Genomic DNA, 19,413 nt, shown 5'->3' with positions numbered 1-19,413 from the left:
CGATGGATGCTATGGGGGTTGAACTGGGGGGACTGGAGGCGATCCGCCCTTCGTTGTGGGCGGCCACAGCCCTGTGGAGTCTGGGGCTGATGTGGGGCTTGTCGCCGCTGCACCGCCGCCTGCAGGAGGGTTGGGAAAAACAGTTGGCCTGGGATCCCAGCGGAGCTCTGGCCTCTTTGCTCAGCGTCCTTCCTTTCTTGCTGGCAGCAGCGGTGGTGGTGGCCCTCACCGAACTCTCTTTGGGCAACAGCTGGGCCGTCTCCTGGGGTCTGATTGCCTGCGTTGGCGGAGGCCTCTATGAACTGGGCCGGCGGGACAATGCCCGCTAAGCGCTCTGGGCCGGCCCTCACCCCCAGCCCCTTTGACAACGCCAAGTTAGAGCGACTTGAAGCGATGACCCCCCTCGAAGAAGCGGCGGAAGCGGCGGCCAAGCTGCTGGTATTCCGGGACATCTGCACCCACCCCTTGGCCCTGACCTGGCAGGAGCTCACCCAGGAGTTGATGAGCGGGGATCCCTTGCCCTGCTGGAGAGCCTACGGACGCTGGTTTGAGCTTTTGGCCCAGGAGGGCTTGAGCTGGCGGGAGTGGCTAATCCGAGAGATCCGCTGGGCCGATAACCCTTTCTCGCGGGCGGCGCTTCGACCCCAAGGGATCCCAGCCCCCCTTGTGCAAGCGGCCCGCCACGATCTCCGCTGCCTGCAGATCCTGGCCGATAGCCAGGAGACCATTGCCGAGCAGATGCGGGCGCTGGGCCTGGGGATCCCTTGGCCGGATGGGGAAGGGGAGAGCCCTGGCTGGGATCCGCGCTCTTTTGCCGACTGGGGCCTGAGCCTGGAGGCGCTGATCGCCCACTACCGCCGAGCGGGGGTGGGGCTCTGTGGCCGCTATTGGGCCTTTCGCTGGGGGCCGGCAGGGCTAGAGGGGATCCCCACTCCCGACTTGCCCGACTGGGAAGAGATCTACGGCTATGAACGGCAGAAACGGCAGTTGGCTGCCAACACCGAAGCCCTGCTGCGGGGGGATCCGGCGTTGCATGTGCTGCTCTATGGGGCGCGGGGCACCGGCAAGTCTTCGCTGGTGAAGGCGTTGCTGCGCCGCTACGGTTCCCAGGGGCTGCGCCTTTTGGAGCTGAGACGGGGAGATTTGGGTCAATTGCCTCAGATCTTGGCAGATCTGGGAGGGTGGGGGCTGCCCTTTGTCCTGTTTGTGGACGATCTCTCCTTTGAGGCCGACGAAACTGAGTTTAAGCAGCTCAAGGTGCTCCTGGAAGGAGATCTTGTTCCACCACCGCCCAACGTCCGTCTCTACGCCACCAGCAACCGCCGCCACCTTATCCGCGAGTTTTTTGGCGATCGTCCCAGTCCCCAAGATCAAGAGGTCCACGCCTGGGATACGGTGCAGGAAAAGCTGTCGCTGCGGGATCGCTTCGGCCTTACCCTTACCTTCACCCCTTTTAGCCAAGCTGACTACCTGGCCACGGTAGAACACCTGGCGCAACGGCTGGGCCTCCCGCACCCTTTAGATACCTTGCGCCGCCAAGCCCTCCTCTGGGCGCAACAGCAGAACGGCTTTTCCGGTCGCACCGCCCGCCAGTTCCTGCATGCCTTGCAGGCCGGCCTGGTGGAAGTTGGATAGCCGCAGGCCGGCTGAGGTCTGGAGTTTTCGTCATAGGGACGAACCTGTCGGTTGCTGCAATTGCAAACTCCCCTTCAGGGAAGAGCCGGGGGCGAGGAAGACTACAGCAGCCACTCGGAGGCGCGCTCTCCCACCCCTTGCAAATTCAAAGGAATGGCCACCGCCTTGCCTATGCGGGGTTTCTGACGGGTAGCCTCAATTTCTCGCTGCACCGCTTCCCACACGCCCCACGCCTGCAAATGGGCCATGACAGACTCCAGGCGAGCCAGATACTCGGCCTCGCTCAAGGGGAAAGAGGGCTGCTCCAGGTAGCGCCACATCACCAACAGAACCACCCTGCCCCCCATGCGGCGCAGTTGCACGTCGTAGGAATAGCCCCACTTCTCCCGCAGCAAAGCTTGAAAGTCGGATCCCGTCATGGTCTGGCTCGGATTGGGTTGGGACTGAGCTGGGCCGCAGCAGAAAAACCGCCGCCTCTTCCCTTGCACTTCCTTTAGCTTTGCATTTCTTAATGATATTAGCCAAGGAGCTCGGTTAGGATGATGTCGTTTGTCAACGAACATTAAAACTTCTCAGGTTTGTACTGGCCATTATGACGGAAGCGGTTAGCAACTTCGAGGCACCCCCCATGAGCCGGCGGGTTTTTCTGAATGCCCTCCTCAGCAGCTCGGTGGGGGTGGTGGTGGTGGGCACCCTCTACCCGGTGGTGAAGTATTTTATTCCGCCCTCTTCCGGTGGGGCAGGAGAAGGTGTGATAGCTCAAGATGCTCTCGGCAAGCCCATCAGCGTCAGTGAGCTGTTGGCCACTCACGCCGCCACGGATCGCGTGCTGGCCCAAGGCTTGAAGGGGGATCCCACCTACATTGTGATCGACAACGGGGCGGTGGCCAACTACGGCCTCAACGCGGTTTGCACCCACCTCGGCTGTGTGGTGCCCTGGAACGCGGGGGAAAACCTGTTCAAGTGCCCCTGCCACGGATCCCAGTACGCGGCCAACGGCAAGGTCATCCGGGGGCCGGCTCCCCGCTCCCTGGAGCTGGTGAGCGCCACGGTGGACGGCGACAACGTTCGCTTCAGCCCCTGGCAAGGCCCCGATTTCCGCGAGGCCTGAGGCGTTACGATAGGCTCCAGAGAGACCCCTGTAAGGGGCCACAGCCGGGTCAGAAGTGGGGGAAAAGGCCAGAGAGGTTGCTGCGCTAGTCCTGGCTAGAGCATGAGTTGTGAGCTTTGAGGAGATTGCCCCAAAGGGCTTGCGAGAATTTTGATTGAGATTCTGAGCTAACTTATGAAGCGAATTTACTTGGCCTTGTGTGCGCTGCTGCTGTTGCTGGGGACGGGATCCCGTCCGGCAGCAGCCTATCCGTACTACGCCCAGATGGCCTACGACAACCCGCGCGAGGCCACCGGGAAAATCGTCTGTGCCAACTGCCACCTGAACGCCATGCCTGCCCGTGCCGAAGTGCCGCAGGCAGTTACCCCGGGCCAGGTGTTCACCATCAAGGTCGGGATCCCCTATGACTTGAGCAAGCAACAGGTGTTGGCGGATGGCAGCAAGGGCGGCTTGAACGTTGGCGCTGTGGTGGTGTTGCCAGAAGGCTTCCGCCTGGCCACCGAGGAGGAGATGACGGAGGAGCAGCGCCAGGAAACCGCTGAGACCTACATCACTCCCTACAGCGACGAGAAGCCCAACATTCTCCTGGTGGGTCCCCTGCCCGGCGAGCAGCACCAGGAAATCGTCTTCCCGGTGGTCGCCCCTGACCCGAAGGAGGATCCCTCCGTGGCCTTCATGAAATATCGGGTTTACATTGGCGCCAACCGCGGTCGTGGCCAGATCAACCCCGATGGCAGCCTCAGCAACAACAACGTCTTCCGCGCTCCTGCCACGGGTCGTCTGACAAGCATCGCCACCATCGAATCTGACCTCAGCGATCTGCCGCCTGAGCTGGCCGCCCTGGTGCCGCCCGAATACGAGTTGCCGGGCACGCGGGTGCTCAGCTTCGAGACTGAAGGCGGACTGAAGCACTTGGTGGTGCCGCCGGGGCCGGAGTTGGTGGTTAACATTGGCGACAGCGTCCAAGAAGGGGATCCGGTTACCAACAACCCCAACGTGGGCGGCTTTGGCCAAGTGGAGCGGGATCTGGTGCTGCAGAACCCGGAACGGGTGAAGTGGTTGGTGGCCTTCCTGGCAGCGGTGGCCATCACCCAGCTTCTGCTAGTGCTCAAGAAAAAGCAAGTGGAGCTCATCCAGGCGGCAGAACTTTTGGGCTAGCTTGCGCACTTATTCTTCGCGAGAGTCTTCCCAGCACCTCGGAGCCAGCCGGGGTGTTTTTTTAGGGAATCCTCAGCTCTCCCGCTATCACCAGCACCGCCTGCCCGGCAATCTCCACCCGAGTGCCGAGATCGCGACACCACAGCTCGCCTCCCCGCGCCGAGAGCTGGCGGGCTTTGAGCTCAGTCCGGCCCAGGCGCTGCGACCAATAGGGTGTCAACAGGCACTGGGCAGACCCGGTCACCGGATCCTCCGGGATCCCCAACTGGGGGGCAAAAACACGACAGACAAAATCTGGCTGGTCTTCTAGATCCCCTCCCGAGGCAGTGACGATCAACCCAGAAACAGGCAGTGCCTGAACCCGCTCCCAATCCGGCTGCAGCTGCTGCACCTGCTGGGCCGAAGTCAGCACCGCTACCCCCATGCTGCCGCGGTACAACTCCAGAGGAGGGATCCCCAATGCCGCAGCCACCTGCTCTTGGCCTTCCGGCCAGGGTTGCGGGAACTGGGCGGGAAAATCCATCGCCAGCCGCTCCCCCTGCCGCCGCACCTGCAGCCGGCCACTGCGGGTGGAAAAGGCCACCCCCTGAGCTTCCGGGTGAATCTCGGTCAAGAGCACATAGGCGCTGCCCAACGTGGCATGGCCACAGAGTTCTACCTCCGTGGTGGGAGTAAACCAGCGCAGCCCATAGTGGGGAACCTCGCCTTCGGATCCCTGGGGCAGCAAAAAAGCCGTTTCCGACAGATTGTTCTCCGCCGCAATTGCTCGCATCAAAGCTGCCGGCAGCTCCTGAGGCAGCAAACACACCGCTGCCGGATTGCCCTTAAAAGGCACTGCCGTAAACGCATCCACTTGAAACAACGGGATCCGCACCTGCTTGCCCAACCTACCTCAGGCCATGATCCCACAACAGGCCCAGAAGTAGGGGGATCCGCACCCAACCGTACCCGACAAAAAGGGAGATCCCGCCAAAAGGGGCTATTGTCAGGCTGGAAAGCCGGCTGATAGACTAGCACTCGTAAGCTGAGAGTGCTAAAACCTCGACTACGCAAGCTTAGGTTTGCGCTCGATACAACCCTTCAGCCTCGCGTTTTAGGCATCACGGAGGATATTTGTCATGGCTGCAGTAACTCTCAACGTCTCTACGCTGAAGCCGCTAGGCGACCGCGTGCTGGTCAAGATTGCCCAGCAGGACGAGAAGACGGCGGGTGGCATCTTTTTGCCCGATACCGCCAAAGAAAAACCCCAAGTGGGGGAGGTGGTCGCAGTTGGGCCTGGCAAGCGCAATGACGAGGGCAAGCTGATCCCGATGGAACTGAAAGCCGGCGACAGAGTGCTCTACTCCAAGTACGCCGGCACGGAAGTGAAGCTGGGCAGCGATGAGTACGTGCTGCTGGCCGAGCGGGATATTCTCGCTATCGTTCAGTAATTTTCAGTCCTTCAGCGATCGATCCTCTACATCGCCCTTAGTTCATTCACGTCTGAGAGGTTGAGTATGGCCAAGTCGATCATTTTTAGCGAAGAAGCCCGTCGCGCCCTTGAACACGGCATGGACATTTTGGCGGAAGCTGTAGCCGTTACTCTCGGACCCAAAGGGCGCAACGTCGTCCTGGAGAAGAAGTTTGGCGCACCCCAAATTGTTAACGATGGGGTAACCATCGCCAAAGAGATCGAGCTGGAAGACCACATTGAAAACACTGGCGTCTCCTTGATCCGTCAGGCGGCTTCCAAGACCAATGACACGGCTGGGGACGGCACCACCACCGCCACCGTCCTGGCCCACGCCATGGTTAAAGAAGGGCTGAAAAACGTGGCCGCCGGCGCCAACCCGATTGCCCTCAAGCGCGGCATCGACAAAGCCGTGAAGTTCCTGGTGGACAAGATCGCCGAACATGCCCGCCCGGTGGAAGACTCCAAAGCGATTGCCCAGGTGGCGGCCATTTCCGCCGGCAACGATGAGGAAGTGGGCCGCATGATCGCCGAGGCCATGGACAAAGTGGGCCGCGAAGGGGTGATCTCCCTGGAAGAAGGCAAGTCCATGACCACTGAGCTGGAAGTGACGGAGGGGATGCGCTTTGACAAAGGCTACATCTCCCCCTACTTCGTCACCGACACGGAGCGGATGGAGGCGGTTCTGGAAAACCCCTACATCCTGATTACCGATAAGAAAATCACCCTGGTACAAGACCTGGTGCCGGTGCTGGAGCAAGTGGCCCGCGCCGGTCGTCCGCTGCTGATCATCGCCGAAGACATCGAGAAAGAAGCCCTGGCCACTCTGGTGGTGAACAAGCTGCGGGGCGTGCTGAGCGTGGTGGCGGTAAAAGCCCCTGGCTTTGGGGATCGCCGTAAGGCCATGCTGGAAGACATCGCCATCCTCACTGGCGGTGAGGTCATCAGCGAAGAGCGCGGCCTGAAGCTGGAGAACGCCCGTCTCGACTCCTTCGGCTCGGCCCGTCGCGTCACGGTAACCAAAGACCACACCACCATCGTGGCGGAAGGCAACGAAGCGGCTGTCAAAGCCCGCTGTGAGCAAATCCGTCGCCAAATTGAAGAAACCGACTCCACCTACGACAAAGAAAAACTGCAAGAGCGCCTGGCCAAGCTCTCCGGCGGTGTGGCGGTGATCAAAGTGGGCGCGGCCACCGAAACTGAGATGAAGGATCGCAAGCTGCGCCTGGAGGACGCCATCAACGCCACCAAGGCGGCGGTGGAAGAGGGGATCGTCCCCGGCGGCGGCACTACCCTGGCGCACCTGATGCCGGCGGTAACGGAGTGGGCGCAGGCCAACTTGTCCGGCGATGAGCTGGTAGGGGCCATGCTGGTTGCCCGCGCGCTGGGCGCTCCGCTGCGCCGCATTGCCGAGAATGCCGGCCAGAACGGCTCGATCGTGCTGGAGCGGGTGAAAGAGAAACCCTTCACGGTGGGTTACGACGCCCAGAACGACGCCTATGTGGATATGTTTGAGGCGGGCATCGTTGACCCGGCCAAAGTCACCCGCTCTGCCCTGCAAAACGCTGCCTCGATTGCCGGCATGGTGCTCACCACCGAGGCCATCGTGGTAGACAAGCCGGAGCCCAAGAGCAACAAGCCCGCTGGCGGTGGCGGCGGCGTGGATGACTACGACTACTAATCTTCGGGCAGGAAGAGGCAGAGGCTTCGCCAGCTAGCGGAAAGTCTGCTGCCTTGTCAGAGCAACCATCTTCCGGGATCCCGGCTGGGATCCCTTTATTCTTGGGCATTTCCCTCTCCCAGGCGTCCGGGGGGTGAGGGCGAGCCATCCTACTAACGGAAGGAGAAGGCGGCGTGGCACGGTTAATCTGCATTGGCCTAGACCTGGCCTGGTCGGCCCGCAACCCCTCTGGCGTGGCAACGCTGGAGGTTGAGAGCGGGGATCCCCAAGCCCCGAACCTGACGGGCCACCTGCGGGACAACCGCCTCTTGCAAACCGACCAGGAGATTGTGGACTACATCCAAGCCCAAGCGGGAGGGGATCCCTGCCTGGTGGCGGTGGATGCCCCCCTGCGCGTCCCCAACCCCAGCGGCCAGCGGCGGGCGGAAGCCGAGCTGAACCGGGTGTTTCGCGCCTATGCCGCTGGCGCCCACCCGGCCAACCGCCGCCTCTTGGCCAAAAACGGCCAGGTGCGAGGGGAGGCCCTGGTGCAAGCTCTCTCCCGTTATGGCTTTCGCGAGCAGGCCAGCATCGAGCAGGGATCCCTGGCCCGGCAGATCACCGAAGTCTTCCCCCACAGCGCCATGGTGAGCTTGTTTGGCCTCAGCCGCAGCCTCCCCTACAAAGCGCGTCCCCGCCGCACCTGGCTGCAACGAGAACAGGCGTGGCGGCTGTACCAGCAACATCTGCGCGCCTTGGCCAGCGCCGATCCGTCTCTGCAAGGCCACGAGCCCCTGCTCCAAGTGGAGGTGGGATCCCTTAGGGGCCGCCAACTCAAAAACTACGAAGACCAAGTCGATGCCTTAATGTGCGCCTACATCGCCCTCTACGGCTTCCGCTGGGGATCCGAGCGCTGCCACAGCTTCGGCAACCTGCAAGAAGGCCACATTTTCACTCCCCTGCCCCCCTCATTGCAAGGGAAGAGCCCTGTTTCCTCGCCGGAAACTCCACAAGGGCTTTAACTCGGGCGAGGGTATGGCTTCTGCCAGACCGGCCAGACTTCCGTTGAGGCAGAGACAAGCGAAGCTAAACCGGAGGGAAAACCCGGCTCTTGCTAGTCTCAAATCACACGTTGGCGGCATGATAGGAAGAAGGGATCCTGTCAGAGGGGAGGGAAATGAACGCACAACTGGGGCGCAATCGGCAGGCAAGACGCGCTTACGGGCTGGATGAGATTGCGCTGGTGCCGGGCAGGCGAACCCTGGATCCCAGCTTGGTGGACACCCACTTCACCCTGGGAGGGATCCAACGGCCCATCCCCATCATCGCCAGCGCCATGGACGGCGTGGTGGACGTCAAGATGGCCATCTTGCTCTCCAAGCTGGGGGCAATGGGCGTGCTCAACCTGGACGGGATCCAAACCCGCTACGCCGATCCCGACGAGGTGCTGGATCAGATTGCCGCGGTCGGCAAAGACGAGTTCGTTCCCCTGATGCAGCGCCTCTACAGCGAGCCGGTCAAGCCGGAGCTGATCCAAGAGCGCATCCGCCAAATCAAAGCGGCCGGCGCCATCGCGGCCGCTAGCTGTGTGCCCGCCCACGCAGCTGAATATGGCCCCCTGGTGGCGGAAGCAGGCGGGGATCTGTTCTTCGTTCAGGCCACGGTAGTTTCCGTCCACCACAAGGTTCCCGAAGGCATGGAACTGCTGGATCTGGCCCAATTTTGCCGGTCGATGCCCATTCCTGTTGTGGTGGGCAACTGCGTTACCTACGATGTTGCCTTGGAGCTGATGCAGGCCGGAGCTGCCGGCGTCTTGGTGGGGATCGGCCCTGGCGCTGCCTGTACCTCCCGCGGCGTGTTGGGGGTGGGAGTGCCGCAGGCTACGGCCATCGCCGACTGTGCCGCTGCACGGGAGCAGTTTTTGGCGGAAACCGGCGCCTACGTTCCCATCATTGCCGATGGGGGATTGGTGACCGGTGGCGACATTTGCAAGGCCATCGCCTGTGGAGCGGACGCAGTGATGATCGGATCCCCCTTGGCCCGCGCCTATGAGGCCCCCGGTCGCGGCTTTCATTGGGGCATGGCTACCCCCAGCCCCATCTTGCCCCGCGGCACCCGCATCCGCGTGGGATCCACCGGCACCCTGGAAGAGATCTTGTGCGGCCCCGCCCGCCTGGACGACGGTACCCACAACCTCTGGGGTGCTCTGCGCACTAGCATGGCCACCTTGGGGGCTGCCAATCTCCGAGAAATGCAGCAGGTGGAGATCTGCATCGCCCCCTCCCTCCTGACCGAGGGCAAGGTGTACCAGAAGGCGCAGAGCTTAGGTATGGGGAAATAGTCCCTTGGGAATGCTAAACTCGGTGGACTGGGATCCCCCAGGGCGGTTAGCTCAGCGGTAGAGCGCCTGCCTTACAAGCAGGATGTCACTGGTTCGAGTCCGGTACCGCCCATCCCCGCCTCAGCCCGCGACTTAGGAGCTCTGTCTCGGCTTTGGCGTGCACCCGCTAGCCAGGGTCGGATCCCTGAGGTAAAGTAATGGGTATGGGGCCTGGAGCGTCTGCCGCCGTTGAGCCTCACGTTGAGTCTCATTCAAAAAGTGTGTAAAGTGGTAGACGATGTGAAACAGGGCTGTACCATGTTCTTCGAGGGTCCGCAGTTGTCAGACTCGTGCTTGAGTTAGACAGTTGACTACCTCTAGAAGACATCGCCACAGCCGAGACAGGTGTGAGGACACAGAACAAGGAGAGAAACATGCCCGCGAAACACGCGAACTACTGGAAAACGTTGCTGGCCGGCACCCTGGGTGCAGCAGCAGTCTTGACCCCTGGAGTGGCCTATGCCCAAGCTACTGGGCCCGTCACCTCCATCTCTGAACTTTCTGATGTGCAGCCTACTGACTGGGCTTTCCAAGCACTGCAATCTCTGGTCGAGCGTTACGGCTGTATTGCCGGCTACCCCGACCGCACCTTCCGCGGCAACCGGGCCATGACCCGCTATGAGTTTGCCGCCGGTATGAACGCCTGCTTGGATCGCATCAATGAGTTGATTGCAGCCGGTTTGGCCGACAAAGTCTCCAAGGAAGACTTGGCCACTCTGCAGCGCTTGCAAGAGGAATTTGCTGCTGAGCTGGCAGCCCTGCGCGGGCGGGTGGATGCCCTGGAAGCCGATGTTACTGATTTGAAAGGGAAGGTCTTCAACCCGGTTACCAAGTTGAATGCCCAAGTCATCGCCGCTGTTGTAGGCAGCGCTCTCACGGAAGACAGAGTTGTTGATGGGAAGGTAGTAGCAGAGCAAAACCAAGCCAACATGACTCTTCCCTATCGGGTACGCTTGAACTTCGATGCTTCTTTTGTGGGTCGCGATCGCCTGCGCATTCGTCTCCAAGCTCGCGATGCTGTGACTGAGTTCTTTGATGGGGATCCCGGCCTTGAGTTTGGCGGCCGTGGCGGCGGCACTTTCACCCTGGCCAAGCTGATCTACCAATTCCCAGCTTTCAACCGAGCAGCTACCATCTACACGGGTATCGTTGGCTCAGGTGTGTTCGATGTATTCAACTACAGCACACCCTTCGAAGCTCTCTCCGACTTTGCTGATGCTCCCAACTCCACGGCGGACGTGCCAGGTGGAGCTCTGTTTGGCTTCCGCTACCGACTCTCGGATCAACTACGCTTGGCCTACAGCTACAGCACCAGGAACGCTCAAGCCTTGGGCAAGGGCTTCGGCGACAGCGGTATAACCGGTAGCGACAGTGCCCACGCGGTGGAGCTGGGCTTCCTGCCGAATGAAAATCTAGAGATTTACCTGCAGTTTGCCAGTACCTATCTGCAGACGGCAAACGATGGCCCTGAGTTCTTGGCCAACGGTACAGCTCTTTTCCGTGGCCCTCTGAGAGTAACCAATGTGTCCACCTCTGCACGGGTGAACGCCTTTTCTGTGGCTGCCAACTGGGAGATTACCCCCCGCGTCATCGTATCTGGCTGGTTTACTGCTGGCAATGTGGATTACAACTTGCCCAACGTGGTACCGGCGGGCACCATCGATCCGGGCGACGAAGACTTCAACGGCTGGCTGTTTGGCTTCGCCTTCCCAGATCTGTTCATTGAGGGTGCTCAAGGGGGTGTGGTTTTTGGCCAGCCAATTGTGACCACCAAAAATGAAGGAGTTTGGGATACCCGCCCGTTCATTGTGGATGTTTACTACAGCTTCCCGGTGAACGAGTACCTCACCCTTACCCCGGCGGCCTACTTTGTGAGCAACCCCAATGGTGCTCTACCTGGGGACAACGACCCAACCATTGGTGTAGGTGCTCTGCGGGCTGTGTTCAACTTCTGATGAGTTGACCTCTTTTGCAGGTTCATAGCTGGTTAGGGGATCCACTGCAGTGGATCCCTTTTTTGGTTCAAACCTTCCTTTATGGTCATTTCGATTCAGACTAGGACACTGCACCCACGTCTGAAACGTTGAGTGCATACAGCGAAGGGCTTTTTCTCTATAGCCCAGGTGTCTCACCCTAACCTGAAACGACTACAACTCCTCTGCGGGGATGACAATGCCGGCTCTGGAGAGCCTGAGGTCGGGCTCAAGACAAGGCTAGGGATTACAGAAAGCACACTGAGCGGGATCCGCCCAAGGCTCTGCCACAGGCTCGGTGTGGGTGTGGGAACAGCGATCACAGCCATATACCCAAGCCTTGGCCACGGGGGTGGGGGCGCCACATTGGCCGCAGGGCAGTCCAGAGACCGAGCGGATCCGCCAGTAGCCGGGAGTGCCGCAGGCCGGGCACAGGCTTTGGGCTTTGGCGATTAGGTTTTGGGTGGCGGCTGCAATGACTTGGAGCCGGGTTGGGTTGTACAGGGCCCGCATGTCGGTTTCCAGATGAAGGCCCCCTTGCCGAGCCAGCAGCTCCCCCACCACCTGCTTCAGGGTTGCTTCGTCTTGGATCCCTTTGTGGATAACCTGGGGCTTTTCTGGCTGGTCGAGGGCGATCAGGGCGTGCTGGGGAAAACCCGCCCTTTGGGCAAAGTCCAGCGCTTCTGCCCAGCTCTGCACCCAGCGATGGCTGAAGTTGGTTTGGGTGCTTTCTGCGTAGCCCACCAGCTCCAAGGGATCCGCGCCGGGTTCAAAAACCCTGAGCATGACCCATTCCTGGTTCAAAGGAATCCAAGGGATCTGAGGGTGGGGGCCAAAGGATCCCTCGCTGGCCAAAACCAAAGAGGCGGGATGAGCTTGGCGGGCTCTCTCAATTTTCAGGCGTAGGGTGTGGATGGGATCCCCTGGCCGAGGCCGCTCCCGCGAGAAGGTGCCCAGTTGGTCGGTGTCCAGAGGTATCACTTGCACCTGGATCCCCAGGTGGTGGGCCAAGAGAGGGCCGATCACCTGCTCTTTGCGATGCAGGGTTGCCAAGTAGGCAACCCGACCTTTCCAGTGCATAGATCCAGAACTGACCCCGATCCGGCAAACGAAGTCTGCAGCTTTCTTGTTGGGCTCATCGGAGGGCTCAAACCAGGGGGCTGGGTTCTAGCGGCAAGCCCAACTGGGCAACAGCCTCGGCCAAGGCCACCTCACGGCTGTCCACAAACCGCTCTGGGGACAGTGGCAGATGCAGGCTTTCTAGGCGCTGCCGGATCCGACCCTTGGCCCCAACAATCCACACCTGTTTGCCCCGATCCAGAGCCTCGCGAATGGCATTTTCCAGGGATAGCGTTGCGGAAACGCCCAGCATCGGCACATCTGATAGATCCACCACCAGCGCTTGGCAGGAGGCCACCGCCTGATGTTGGCGGGAAATGGCTTGGGAAACCCCGAAGATCATCGGCCCGCTCAAGTAAAACAGCAACACCTGCCCGCATCCCTGGCGCAGCAATTCCCTCTCACGGGGAGTGAGATCCACCGCATCATCGGCATCGGTAATGGCTTTCACCTCTTCGGAGTGGATCTCGCTGAGGCGTTGGATAGTGAGCAAGTTGGCCACAAACACCCCCACCCCCACGGCAGCGATGAGATCCACAAACACCGTCATGAACATCACCCCGTACATGATGGCTGCCCCTTTGAGGGAAAGGCGGTGGGCCCGCTTGAGGAAGCTCCAGTCGAGGATATCCACCCCCACCTTAAAGGCGATCCCTGCCAGCACCGCCATTGGGATCCCTTGCGTGAGGGGAGCGGCAAACAGCACCACCATCAGCAGGATTAACGCTCGGGTAATGCCGGCTAGAGGGGTACGTCCGCCCGACTGGATGTTCACCACTGTGCCCATGGTGGCGCCGGCTCCCGGCAGCCCTCCCATGAAGCCGGACACCAAGTTAGCGATCCCCTGCCCGATCAGCTCTTGGTCGGAGTCGTGGCGGGTGCGGGTGAGGTTGTCGGCAATCACCGCCGTCAAGAGGGTGTCGATACAGCCCAGCATGCCCAGCACCACCCCGTCCAACACCAAGCTGGCCAGGGAAGCAAAGGGCAACTGCGGCCATTGCACCTGGGGCAAGCCGGTGGGGATGGGCCCGATGCGCCGCAAATCCCAGTCAGCCATGAACAAGTTGGCCACCAGCGTTCCCAGCACCAGGGCCACCAACTGGGGCGGCACCACTCTTCGCCAAGGCTTGGGATAGCCAAAGAGGATCGCAAGGGTCAGCAGCCCCAACCCCAGTTCCGGGAACTTGAGATTGAGCAGGTAGGTCGGCAGGTTCTGCACCGCCCCGATCACTCCCCCCTGGCTGGCGTGGCCCAAAAGGGGCGGGATCTGCAGCAAAATCATGATCCAGCCGATCCCCGACATAAAGCCGGAGATGACGCTGTAGGGCATAAGGGTGATGTATTTGCCCAGCTTCAGGGATCCAAACAGCACCTGAAACAGGCCCCCCACCATCACCACCGTGAAGGCCGGCCCCAGTCCCTGGTTCGGATAGCTGGCGGTAACCTTGGCAATGACTGCCGTCATCATCACCGTCATCGGCCCGGTGGGCTCGGAGATGAGGGTGGGAGTGCCGCCGAACAGGGCAGCAAAAAAGCCCACACACACCGCCCCATACAAGCCCGCCACCGGCCCGGCACCAGAAGCCACCCCAAAGGCCAGGGCCATCGGCAGCGAGACAATAGCCGTCGTCAGGCCACCGAAGAGATCCCCACGCCAGTTTTCTAGGCTCAGACGCCGACGCCAAGCCAGCACTCCCCCACCTTGCCCCGTCACTTGGCCCAACATGCCCCACTGCCCTCAATGCTATAGGCAGCCTATCATTGAGCGTTACCATAACGCCCCGATTAGAGGATAGATTTTTATCTATAAATGTCTTCAGGGATCCCCTTGGGACAGGGGGCGGCTCCGGGCAACTCCCTCTGCCCCGGCAAAAGGCAATGGTAGACTAGACGCAGGCGCACTTTATTTTAGTTTCCTGGGTTGCCGACCGTTGGCAGGCAATGGCGATTGCTGCTGCGACAGCTTTGTAACCTCGAACCGTGCCCGCGCCCAAGCCGACCGGGATCCCTCACCTCTACCCCCACCCATGAGCGACAACGAATTGACCGCGCGCATCATCTCCACCGACCTGCAGCGGGAGATGGCGCAGTCCTACCTGGAATACGCCATGAGCGTGATTGTCGGGAGGGCTCTGCCGGATGCCCGCGACGGCCTCAAGCCGGTGCATCGCCGCATCCTCTACGCCATGCACGAGCTGGGCCTGACGGCGGATCGCCCTTTTCGCAAGTGCGCCCGCGTCGTGGGGGATGTGATCGGGAAATACCATCCCCACGGGGATCAGGCGGTTTACGAAGCCCTGGTGCGCATGGCCCAGGACTTCTCCATGCGGGAGCGCCTGGTGGACGGGCACGGCAACTTCGGCTCCATCGACAACGACCCGCCGGCGGCCATGCGCTACACCGAGTGCCGCCTCACCGCTTTTGCCCAGGAAGCCCTGCTGCAGGATATCGACGCCAACACCGTCGACTTCATCGACAACTACGACGGATCCCAGCAAGAGCCGCTGGTGCTGCCGGCGCGGATCCCGCAGTTGCTGTTGAACGGTTCTTCTGGCATTGCCGTGGGCATGGCCACCAACATCCCGCCCCACAACCTGGGAGAGCTGGTGGACGGCCTGATCGCCCTCATCCACAACCCCAACCTGACCAGCCTGGAGCTGATGCAGTGGATCCCGGCCCCCGATTTCCCCACCGGCGGGCTGATCATGGGCCAGGAAGGCATCCGCGAAGCCTATACTACCGGGCGCGGCTCCATCACCTTGCGGGGGGTGGCCACGGTGGAGACCATCGAGCAGCGGGGCCGACCGACGCGGGAGGCCATTATCATCACCGAGCTGCCCTACCAAACCAACAAGGCAGCCATGATTGAAAAAATTGCCGAGCTGGTCAACGAGAAAAAACTGGAGGGCATTGCCGACATCCGCGACGAAAGCGACCGCGAGGGCATGCGGGTGGTGATCGAGCTGAAGCGGGATGCTCAGCCTCAGGTGGTGCTCAACAACCTCTACAAGCAAACCCCCCTGCAGAGCAACTTCGGGGTCAACATGCTGGCCATCCTCAACGGCGAGCCGCGCACCCTGACGCTGCGGGACGCACTGCAGGCTTTCTTGGATTTTCGGGCAGAGGTGATTGAGCGGCGCACCCGCTACGAGCTGCAGAAAGCCGAAGAGCGGGATCACCTGTTGCAGGGCTACCTTTTGGCTTTGGGGCAGTTGGATCGGGTGATCGCCCTCATCCGCGGAGCCGCCGATGCCGCCACAGCCCGAGCTGAGTTGCAGGCAACGTTGGGCCTGAGCGAAGCGCAAGCCGATGGCATTTTACAGATGCAACTGCGCCGCCTCACCGCCCTAGAAGCGGAGAAAATCCAGGCCGAACACGAAGACTTGGTGAGGCAAATTGCCGATTTGCGGGATATTTTGGCCCGCCGGGAGCGGGTGATGCAGATCATCAGCGAAGAGCTGCAGCAGCTCAAGAGCCGCTTTGCCAGCCCGCGCCGCTCCCGCCTCTGCCTGGAAGACTGTGAGCTCAAGGTTGCCGATCTGATCGAGAACCGCGAGACGGTCATCTTCCTCACCGAGCAGGGCTACATCAAGCGCATGGACCTTGAAGAGTTCCAGGTGCAGGGGCGGGCCACCCGCGGCAAGGCCGGCGCCCGCATCAAAGACGACGATGCCATCGAGCAGTTTTTTGCCTGTCGCAGCCACGACACTATCCTCTTTTTCACGGATCGGGGGATGGTCTATACCCTGCCCGCCTACGAGATCCCGCAGGGGAGCCGCACCGCCCGCGGCAGCGCCATCGTCCAGTTGCTGCCCATCACTCGGGAAGAGCGAGTTACCTCGATGGTGCCCGTGAGCGAGTTCAGCGACGACGAATACTTGGTGATGCTCACCCGAGCGGGCTACATCAAAAAAACGGCCCTCAGCGCCTTTGCCAATGTGCGTTCCAACGGCCTGATTGCCATCTCTCTGGAGGAAAACGATGAGCTGCGCTGGGTGCGCCGCGCCCGCTCCAGCGACGATGTGGTTATGGCGACCCGCCAGGGCATGTGCATCCGCTTCCGGGCAGATGACGAGCAACTGCGCCCCCTGGGGCGAGCCACCCGCGGCGTGCGGGCCATCACCCTCAACCCCGGCGACGACATCGTCAGCATGGACATCATCTTTGCCGAGTCGGTGATGGCCGCTGAGCGAGAGGGGGAGAGGCTGGCCAACCCCTGGGTGCTGGTGATTACCAAAGAAGGGCGGGGCAAGCGCTCGGCCATCGACCACTTCCGCCGGCAAAACCGGGGCGGCAAGGGGGTGATCGCCACTAAGTTCCGCCAGGAGTCGGATGAGCTGGCTGCCCTGCGCATCGTCAATGCCGAGGACGAGATCCTGTTGGTAACTGCCAGAGGCATTGTCATGCGCCAGTTGGCCAAGGCCATCCCCACTCAGTCTCGCGAGGCGACAGGGGTGCTGGTGCAGCGCTTGGATCCGGAGGACAGCATTGTAGGAGTGACGGTGGTGCCCGCTTCGTTTATCAGGGATCCGGCGGAAGCTGAAGAGGAGCCGGCAGAGGGGATCCCCGAGGCCGACGGTTGATCTCCGAGGCGGCGCCTCCCGAGGTACGGCATTTGCCGCCTCAAAGGGGTGGGATCCCGTACCGAAGGCGGCGAGGCTCGGGTGTTAGGTTTGACATAGCCCAATTGGCGGAGCTGCGAAGGCCTAAGGAATGGGGCCAACAGCTCCGAGTTGGGCTAGATTTGCTGTGTTTGGGGAGCTTGGTGACTCCATGTCGAGCCCGATCAATTTCATTCCTGGTTTTGAGGCCGCGCAAACGCCCAGCCCCAACAACCGGCTCTGGCAATATCTGCAGTCTCAGGATCCCAGCGTTTTTCAAGACATCGCCCGCAACTCGTCGCCGGAGGTGCTGGAGATCTTGGGCCACAACATTCGCAGCTTGGTGGGCAGTTTGCCGCCAGACCAATTTGGCGTTCAAATCATCACCAACCGCGAGAGCTTGGCAAAAATGCTCTCCGGGGCGATGATGGGTGGCTACTTTCTGCGGGTGATGGAGCAGCGTCTGGCCCTGGAGCAGTCTTTGGGCAACTCATCCGCCGCCGTCCCCTCTCCCCAACCTTCAACACCGGATCAACCTCCAACAGCGGAGGGGGGCAGTGCCCAATAGCTCCGGGCTCAGCCTTGCGGGCCCGCAGCCAAGTTCAATCCATCCTCTCTGTTGCCGCCGAGGACGTTTTAGGGCTGATGCTGGGTATGGGTTCACCAGACCAGGGATCTGAGTTCAGCCGCCCACCTCGGCGGGTTTTGATCTGCCCGGATAGCTTCAAAGGATCCCTGACAGCCAAGGCAGCAGCGGAGAGCATCTCCCGGGGCATCCGCCAGGTCTTGCCGAAGGCCAAGGTGGAGCTACTCCCCCTGGCCGATGGGGGCGAGGGCACGCTGGAGACCTTGTTGCCGGCGCTGGGGGGAGAGAAACGAGGGCTGTGGGTCACTGGCCCGCTGGGGGATCCCGTCTGGGCCGAGTACGGGGTGGCAGGCGAGCGGGCGCTGCTGGAAGTAGCCCAGGTGGCCGGCCTGACCTTGGTGCCCCCTGAGCAGCGGGATCCCACCCGCACCACCACCTATGGCCTGGGGGAGCTGTTGCGGGCCGTCTGCCGGGATCCCATCGCCGAGATTTGGATAGCGCTGGGCGGATCCGCCACCGTCGATGCGGGTGCGGGGATGGCGCAGGCCTTGGGCTATCGCCTCTTGGATGGGGCCGGGGATCCCATCGGCTGGGGGGGAGGGGAGCTGGCCCGCCTGGCGCGCATCGAGCCACCTAAACAGCGCATTTGGCAAGGCAAGCGCATCCGCGGCCTCTGCGATGTGCAGAACGCCCTCACTGGCCCGTTGGGGGCGGCTGCCGTCTTTGCCCCCCAGAAGGGCGCCACTCCCCAGCAAGTGCGGCAATTGGAGCAGGCACTGCAGCAGTGGGCCAGGGTGGTGGAGCGGGATCTGGGCCGGGCCGTGGAGGGGATCCCAGGGGCCGGCGCCGCCGGCGGGCTGGGGGCAGGATTGGTGGCTTTTTTGGGCGCCACCCTGGAGTCCGGGATCCAGCTCTTGGCCCAGCACTTGGCCCTGCCGGAGCGTCTCCGCCGCTGCGATCTGGTGGTAACTGGCGAGGGCCGCCTTGACGAACAGAGCAGCATGGGCAAGGTAGTGGGGGCGGTGCTGGAGCAGGCCATGGTGGCCCAGAAGCCCCTGCTGATTCTCTGTGGCCAGGCCACCCCGGCAGCCCGGGCCGACTTGGCCGCCCGACCCCTTCCCATTAGAGTTGCTGCCCTCTGTGACCGGATCCCGGATGTGGCCGAGGCGCAGCGCCAGGCCGGTTACCACCTGGAGCAGATGGCCGCTTGGGAGTTGAAAAAGTTTCTGGCCGGGGATCCGATCCCCACCTAGCAAATGGCTGGGAAACAGCTTATCCATCGATCTCCAGCTCCCCTCTCCCCTTGGGAGAGGGGCTGGGGGTGAGGGCCGCTAGGGGCGGGGATCGCTTGGGTCAGCGACAAAGTGTCTTAATCATCGTGTTTGGAACAACTATAATGACTTGAATGAGTTTTTTTAAAAATTATGGCCACTATTGAGTTTTCTCCCGGTATTCCAGAAGTGCCAACGCAGGTGCGGTTGCTGAAATCCAAAACCGGCAAGCGGGGATCCGCCATTTTTCGCTTTGAGGAGCTGAAGTCCGACACGCAAAGCATCCTTGGCATGCGGATGATCGACGAGGAAGGGGAGCTGACCACCCGCAACATCAAAGCCAAGTTCTTGAACGGGGAATTCAAGGCCTTGGAAGTGATCTACGACATGGAAACAGAAGCAGAATGGGAGCGCTTCCTGCGCTTCATGGAGCGCTTCTCGGCAGCCAACCAGATGGGCATGGCCTAGT

17 protein-coding genes and 1 tRNA gene are annotated in these 19,413 nt (G+C 61.5%); 14 read left to right on the top strand and 4 right to left on the bottom strand.

Annotated features, from left to right (window positions below; translation table 11 throughout):
- Positions 1–11: 11 nt before the first annotated feature.
- On the top strand, positions 12–329 hold the full coding sequence (locus GG26_RS02115) for a hypothetical protein (protein ID WP_041439036.1): 318 nt from the start codon (positions 12–14) through the stop codon (positions 327–329).
- Positions 298–1,635, top strand: a complete 1,338-nt coding sequence (locus GG26_RS02110) for a DUF815 domain-containing protein (protein ID WP_414388671.1) — start codon at positions 298–300, stop codon at positions 1,633–1,635. Before GG26_RS02115 ends, GG26_RS02110 begins: the two co-directional genes overlap by 32 nt.
- Positions 1,636–1,736: 101 nt before the next feature.
- Here GG26_RS02110 and GG26_RS02105 read toward each other — a convergent pair whose 3' ends face one another.
- A complete protein-coding gene (locus GG26_RS02105) occupies positions 1,737–2,054 on the bottom strand; it encodes a DUF3067 family protein (protein ID WP_041439037.1) in 318 nt (105 codons plus the stop codon).
- 173 nt (positions 2,055–2,227) lie between these two features.
- On the opposite strand from GG26_RS02105, the gene GG26_RS02100 reads away from it, so the two are divergent.
- A complete protein-coding gene (locus GG26_RS02100) occupies positions 2,228–2,746 on the top strand; it encodes a cytochrome b6-f complex iron-sulfur subunit (protein WP_011430251.1) in 519 nt (172 codons plus the stop codon).
- A gap of 174 nt (positions 2,747–2,920) precedes the next feature.
- Positions 2,921–3,904, top strand: a complete 984-nt coding sequence (locus GG26_RS02095) for an apocytochrome f (protein WP_011430252.1) — start codon at positions 2,921–2,923, stop codon at positions 3,902–3,904.
- A gap of 61 nt (positions 3,905–3,965) precedes the next feature.
- Here the strand turns inward: GG26_RS02095 and GG26_RS02090 are convergent, their stop codons facing one another.
- Entirely contained in the window at positions 3,966–4,790 is an 825-nt protein-coding gene (locus GG26_RS02090; protein WP_240527368.1) for a PhzF family phenazine biosynthesis protein, read from the bottom strand.
- Positions 4,791–5,022: 232 nt separating this feature from the next.
- On the opposite strand from GG26_RS02090, the gene groES reads away from it, so the two are divergent.
- The 6 genes from groES (at position 5,023) to GG26_RS02060 (ending at position 11,349) form a co-directional block, all read left to right on the top strand.
- Positions 5,023–5,334 (top strand): co-chaperone GroES, encoded by a 312-nt coding sequence (gene groES / locus GG26_RS02085; protein WP_011430254.1) that lies wholly within the window; start codon positions 5,023–5,025, stop codon positions 5,332–5,334.
- Between the two features lie 66 nt (positions 5,335–5,400).
- A complete protein-coding gene (groL, locus tag GG26_RS02080) occupies positions 5,401–7,035 on the top strand; it encodes a chaperonin GroEL (protein WP_414388668.1) in 1,635 nt (544 codons plus the stop codon).
- 173 nt (positions 7,036–7,208) lie between these two features.
- Positions 7,209–8,036: a DUF429 domain-containing protein gene (locus GG26_RS02075; RefSeq protein ID WP_011430256.1), complete on the top strand. Its 828-nt coding sequence runs from the start codon at positions 7,209–7,211 to the stop codon at positions 8,034–8,036.
- Between the two features lie 155 nt (positions 8,037–8,191).
- Complete coding sequence (locus GG26_RS02070) at positions 8,192–9,355, top strand: GuaB3 family IMP dehydrogenase-related protein (RefSeq protein WP_414388665.1); 1,164 nt, start codon at positions 8,192–8,194, stop codon at positions 9,353–9,355.
- Positions 9,356–9,395: 40 nt separating this feature from the next.
- A tRNA-Val gene (locus GG26_RS02065) sits at positions 9,396–9,467 on the top strand.
- 301 nt (positions 9,468–9,768) lie between these two features.
- On the top strand, positions 9,769–11,349 hold the full coding sequence (locus tag GG26_RS02060; protein ID WP_414388663.1) for an iron uptake porin: 1,581 nt from the start codon (positions 9,769–9,771) through the stop codon (positions 11,347–11,349).
- 258 nt (positions 11,350–11,607) lie between these two features.
- On the opposite strand, the gene GG26_RS02055 is transcribed toward GG26_RS02060, so the two are convergent.
- Both GG26_RS02055 and GG26_RS02050 read right to left on the bottom strand, forming a co-directional pair.
- Positions 11,608–12,447 (bottom strand): DUF6671 family protein, encoded by an 840-nt coding sequence (locus GG26_RS02055; protein ID WP_414388661.1) that lies wholly within the window; start codon positions 12,445–12,447, stop codon positions 11,608–11,610.
- A gap of 67 nt (positions 12,448–12,514) precedes the next feature.
- Complete coding sequence (locus GG26_RS02050; protein ID WP_414388659.1) at positions 12,515–14,212, bottom strand: SulP family inorganic anion transporter; 1,698 nt, start codon at positions 14,210–14,212, stop codon at positions 12,515–12,517.
- A 301-nt stretch (positions 14,213–14,513) separates the two neighbouring features.
- Between GG26_RS02050 and gyrA the strand changes: the two genes are divergently transcribed.
- The 4 genes from gyrA to psb28 all read left to right on the top strand — a co-directional run bounded on the left by gyrA (position 14,514) and on the right by psb28 (position 19,412).
- Positions 14,514–17,069, top strand: a complete 2,556-nt coding sequence (gene gyrA / locus GG26_RS02045; protein WP_099812131.1) for a DNA gyrase subunit A — start codon at positions 14,514–14,516, stop codon at positions 17,067–17,069.
- A gap of 190 nt (positions 17,070–17,259) precedes the next feature.
- The gene (locus GG26_RS02040) at positions 17,260–17,655 is read left to right on the top strand and encodes a DUF760 domain-containing protein (RefSeq protein WP_011430263.1); all 396 of its coding nucleotides are present in this window, start codon (positions 17,260–17,262) and stop codon (positions 17,653–17,655) included.
- An 86-nt stretch (positions 17,656–17,741) separates the two neighbouring features.
- Entirely contained in the window at positions 17,742–18,926 is a 1,185-nt protein-coding gene (locus GG26_RS02035) for a glycerate kinase (protein WP_228375490.1), read from the top strand.
- A 171-nt stretch (positions 18,927–19,097) separates the two neighbouring features.
- Positions 19,098–19,412, top strand: coding sequence for a photosystem II reaction center protein Psb28 (gene psb28, locus GG26_RS02030; RefSeq protein ID WP_011430265.1), 315 nt, complete (start codon positions 19,098–19,100; stop codon positions 19,410–19,412).
- Position 19,413: the final 1 nt, after the last annotated feature.

The sequence above is a fragment of the Synechococcus sp. 'PEA 65AY6A-5F PE A' genome (genome assembly GCF_047462575.1).
GTDB lineage: Bacteria > Cyanobacteriota > Cyanobacteriia > Thermostichales > Thermostichaceae > Thermostichus.
Note: the sequence above shows the minus strand (reverse complement) of the source record. Positions and strands in the feature narration are given on the sequence as shown.

Excerpts from the sequence above, each read along its gene's own strand:
- GG26_RS02055 (WP_414388661.1), bottom strand. The coding sequence starts at position 12,447 with ATGCACTGGAAAGGTCGGGTTGCCTACTTGGCAACCCTGCATCGCAAA.
- GG26_RS02070 (WP_414388665.1), top strand. The coding sequence starts at position 8,192 with ATGAACGCACAACTGGGGCGCAATCGGCAGGCAAGACGCGCTTACGGG.
- GG26_RS02040 (WP_011430263.1), top strand. The coding sequence starts at position 17,260 with ATGTCGAGCCCGATCAATTTCATTCCTGGTTTTGAGGCCGCGCAAACG.
- GG26_RS02100 (WP_011430251.1), top strand. The coding sequence starts at position 2,228 with ATGACGGAAGCGGTTAGCAACTTCGAGGCACCCCCCATGAGCCGGCGG.
- gyrA (WP_099812131.1), top strand. The coding sequence starts at position 14,514 with ATGAGCGACAACGAATTGACCGCGCGCATCATCTCCACCGACCTGCAG.
- GG26_RS02050 (WP_414388659.1), bottom strand. The coding sequence starts at position 14,212 with ATGTTGGGCCAAGTGACGGGGCAAGGTGGGGGAGTGCTGGCTTGGCGT.
- GG26_RS02105 (WP_041439037.1), bottom strand. The coding sequence starts at position 2,054 with ATGACGGGATCCGACTTTCAAGCTTTGCTGCGGGAGAAGTGGGGCTAT.
- GG26_RS02115 (WP_041439036.1), top strand. The coding sequence starts at position 12 with ATGGGGGTTGAACTGGGGGGACTGGAGGCGATCCGCCCTTCGTTGTGG.
- GG26_RS02060 (WP_414388663.1), top strand. The coding sequence starts at position 9,769 with ATGCCCGCGAAACACGCGAACTACTGGAAAACGTTGCTGGCCGGCACC.
- GG26_RS02095 (WP_011430252.1), top strand. The coding sequence starts at position 2,921 with ATGAAGCGAATTTACTTGGCCTTGTGTGCGCTGCTGCTGTTGCTGGGG.
- groES (WP_011430254.1), top strand. The coding sequence starts at position 5,023 with ATGGCTGCAGTAACTCTCAACGTCTCTACGCTGAAGCCGCTAGGCGAC.
- GG26_RS02110 (WP_414388671.1), top strand. The coding sequence starts at position 298 with ATGAACTGGGCCGGCGGGACAATGCCCGCTAAGCGCTCTGGGCCGGCC.
- groL (WP_414388668.1), top strand. The coding sequence starts at position 5,401 with ATGGCCAAGTCGATCATTTTTAGCGAAGAAGCCCGTCGCGCCCTTGAA.
- psb28 (WP_011430265.1), top strand. The coding sequence starts at position 19,098 with ATGGCCACTATTGAGTTTTCTCCCGGTATTCCAGAAGTGCCAACGCAG.
- GG26_RS02035 (WP_228375490.1), top strand. The coding sequence starts at position 17,742 with ATGGGTTCACCAGACCAGGGATCTGAGTTCAGCCGCCCACCTCGGCGG.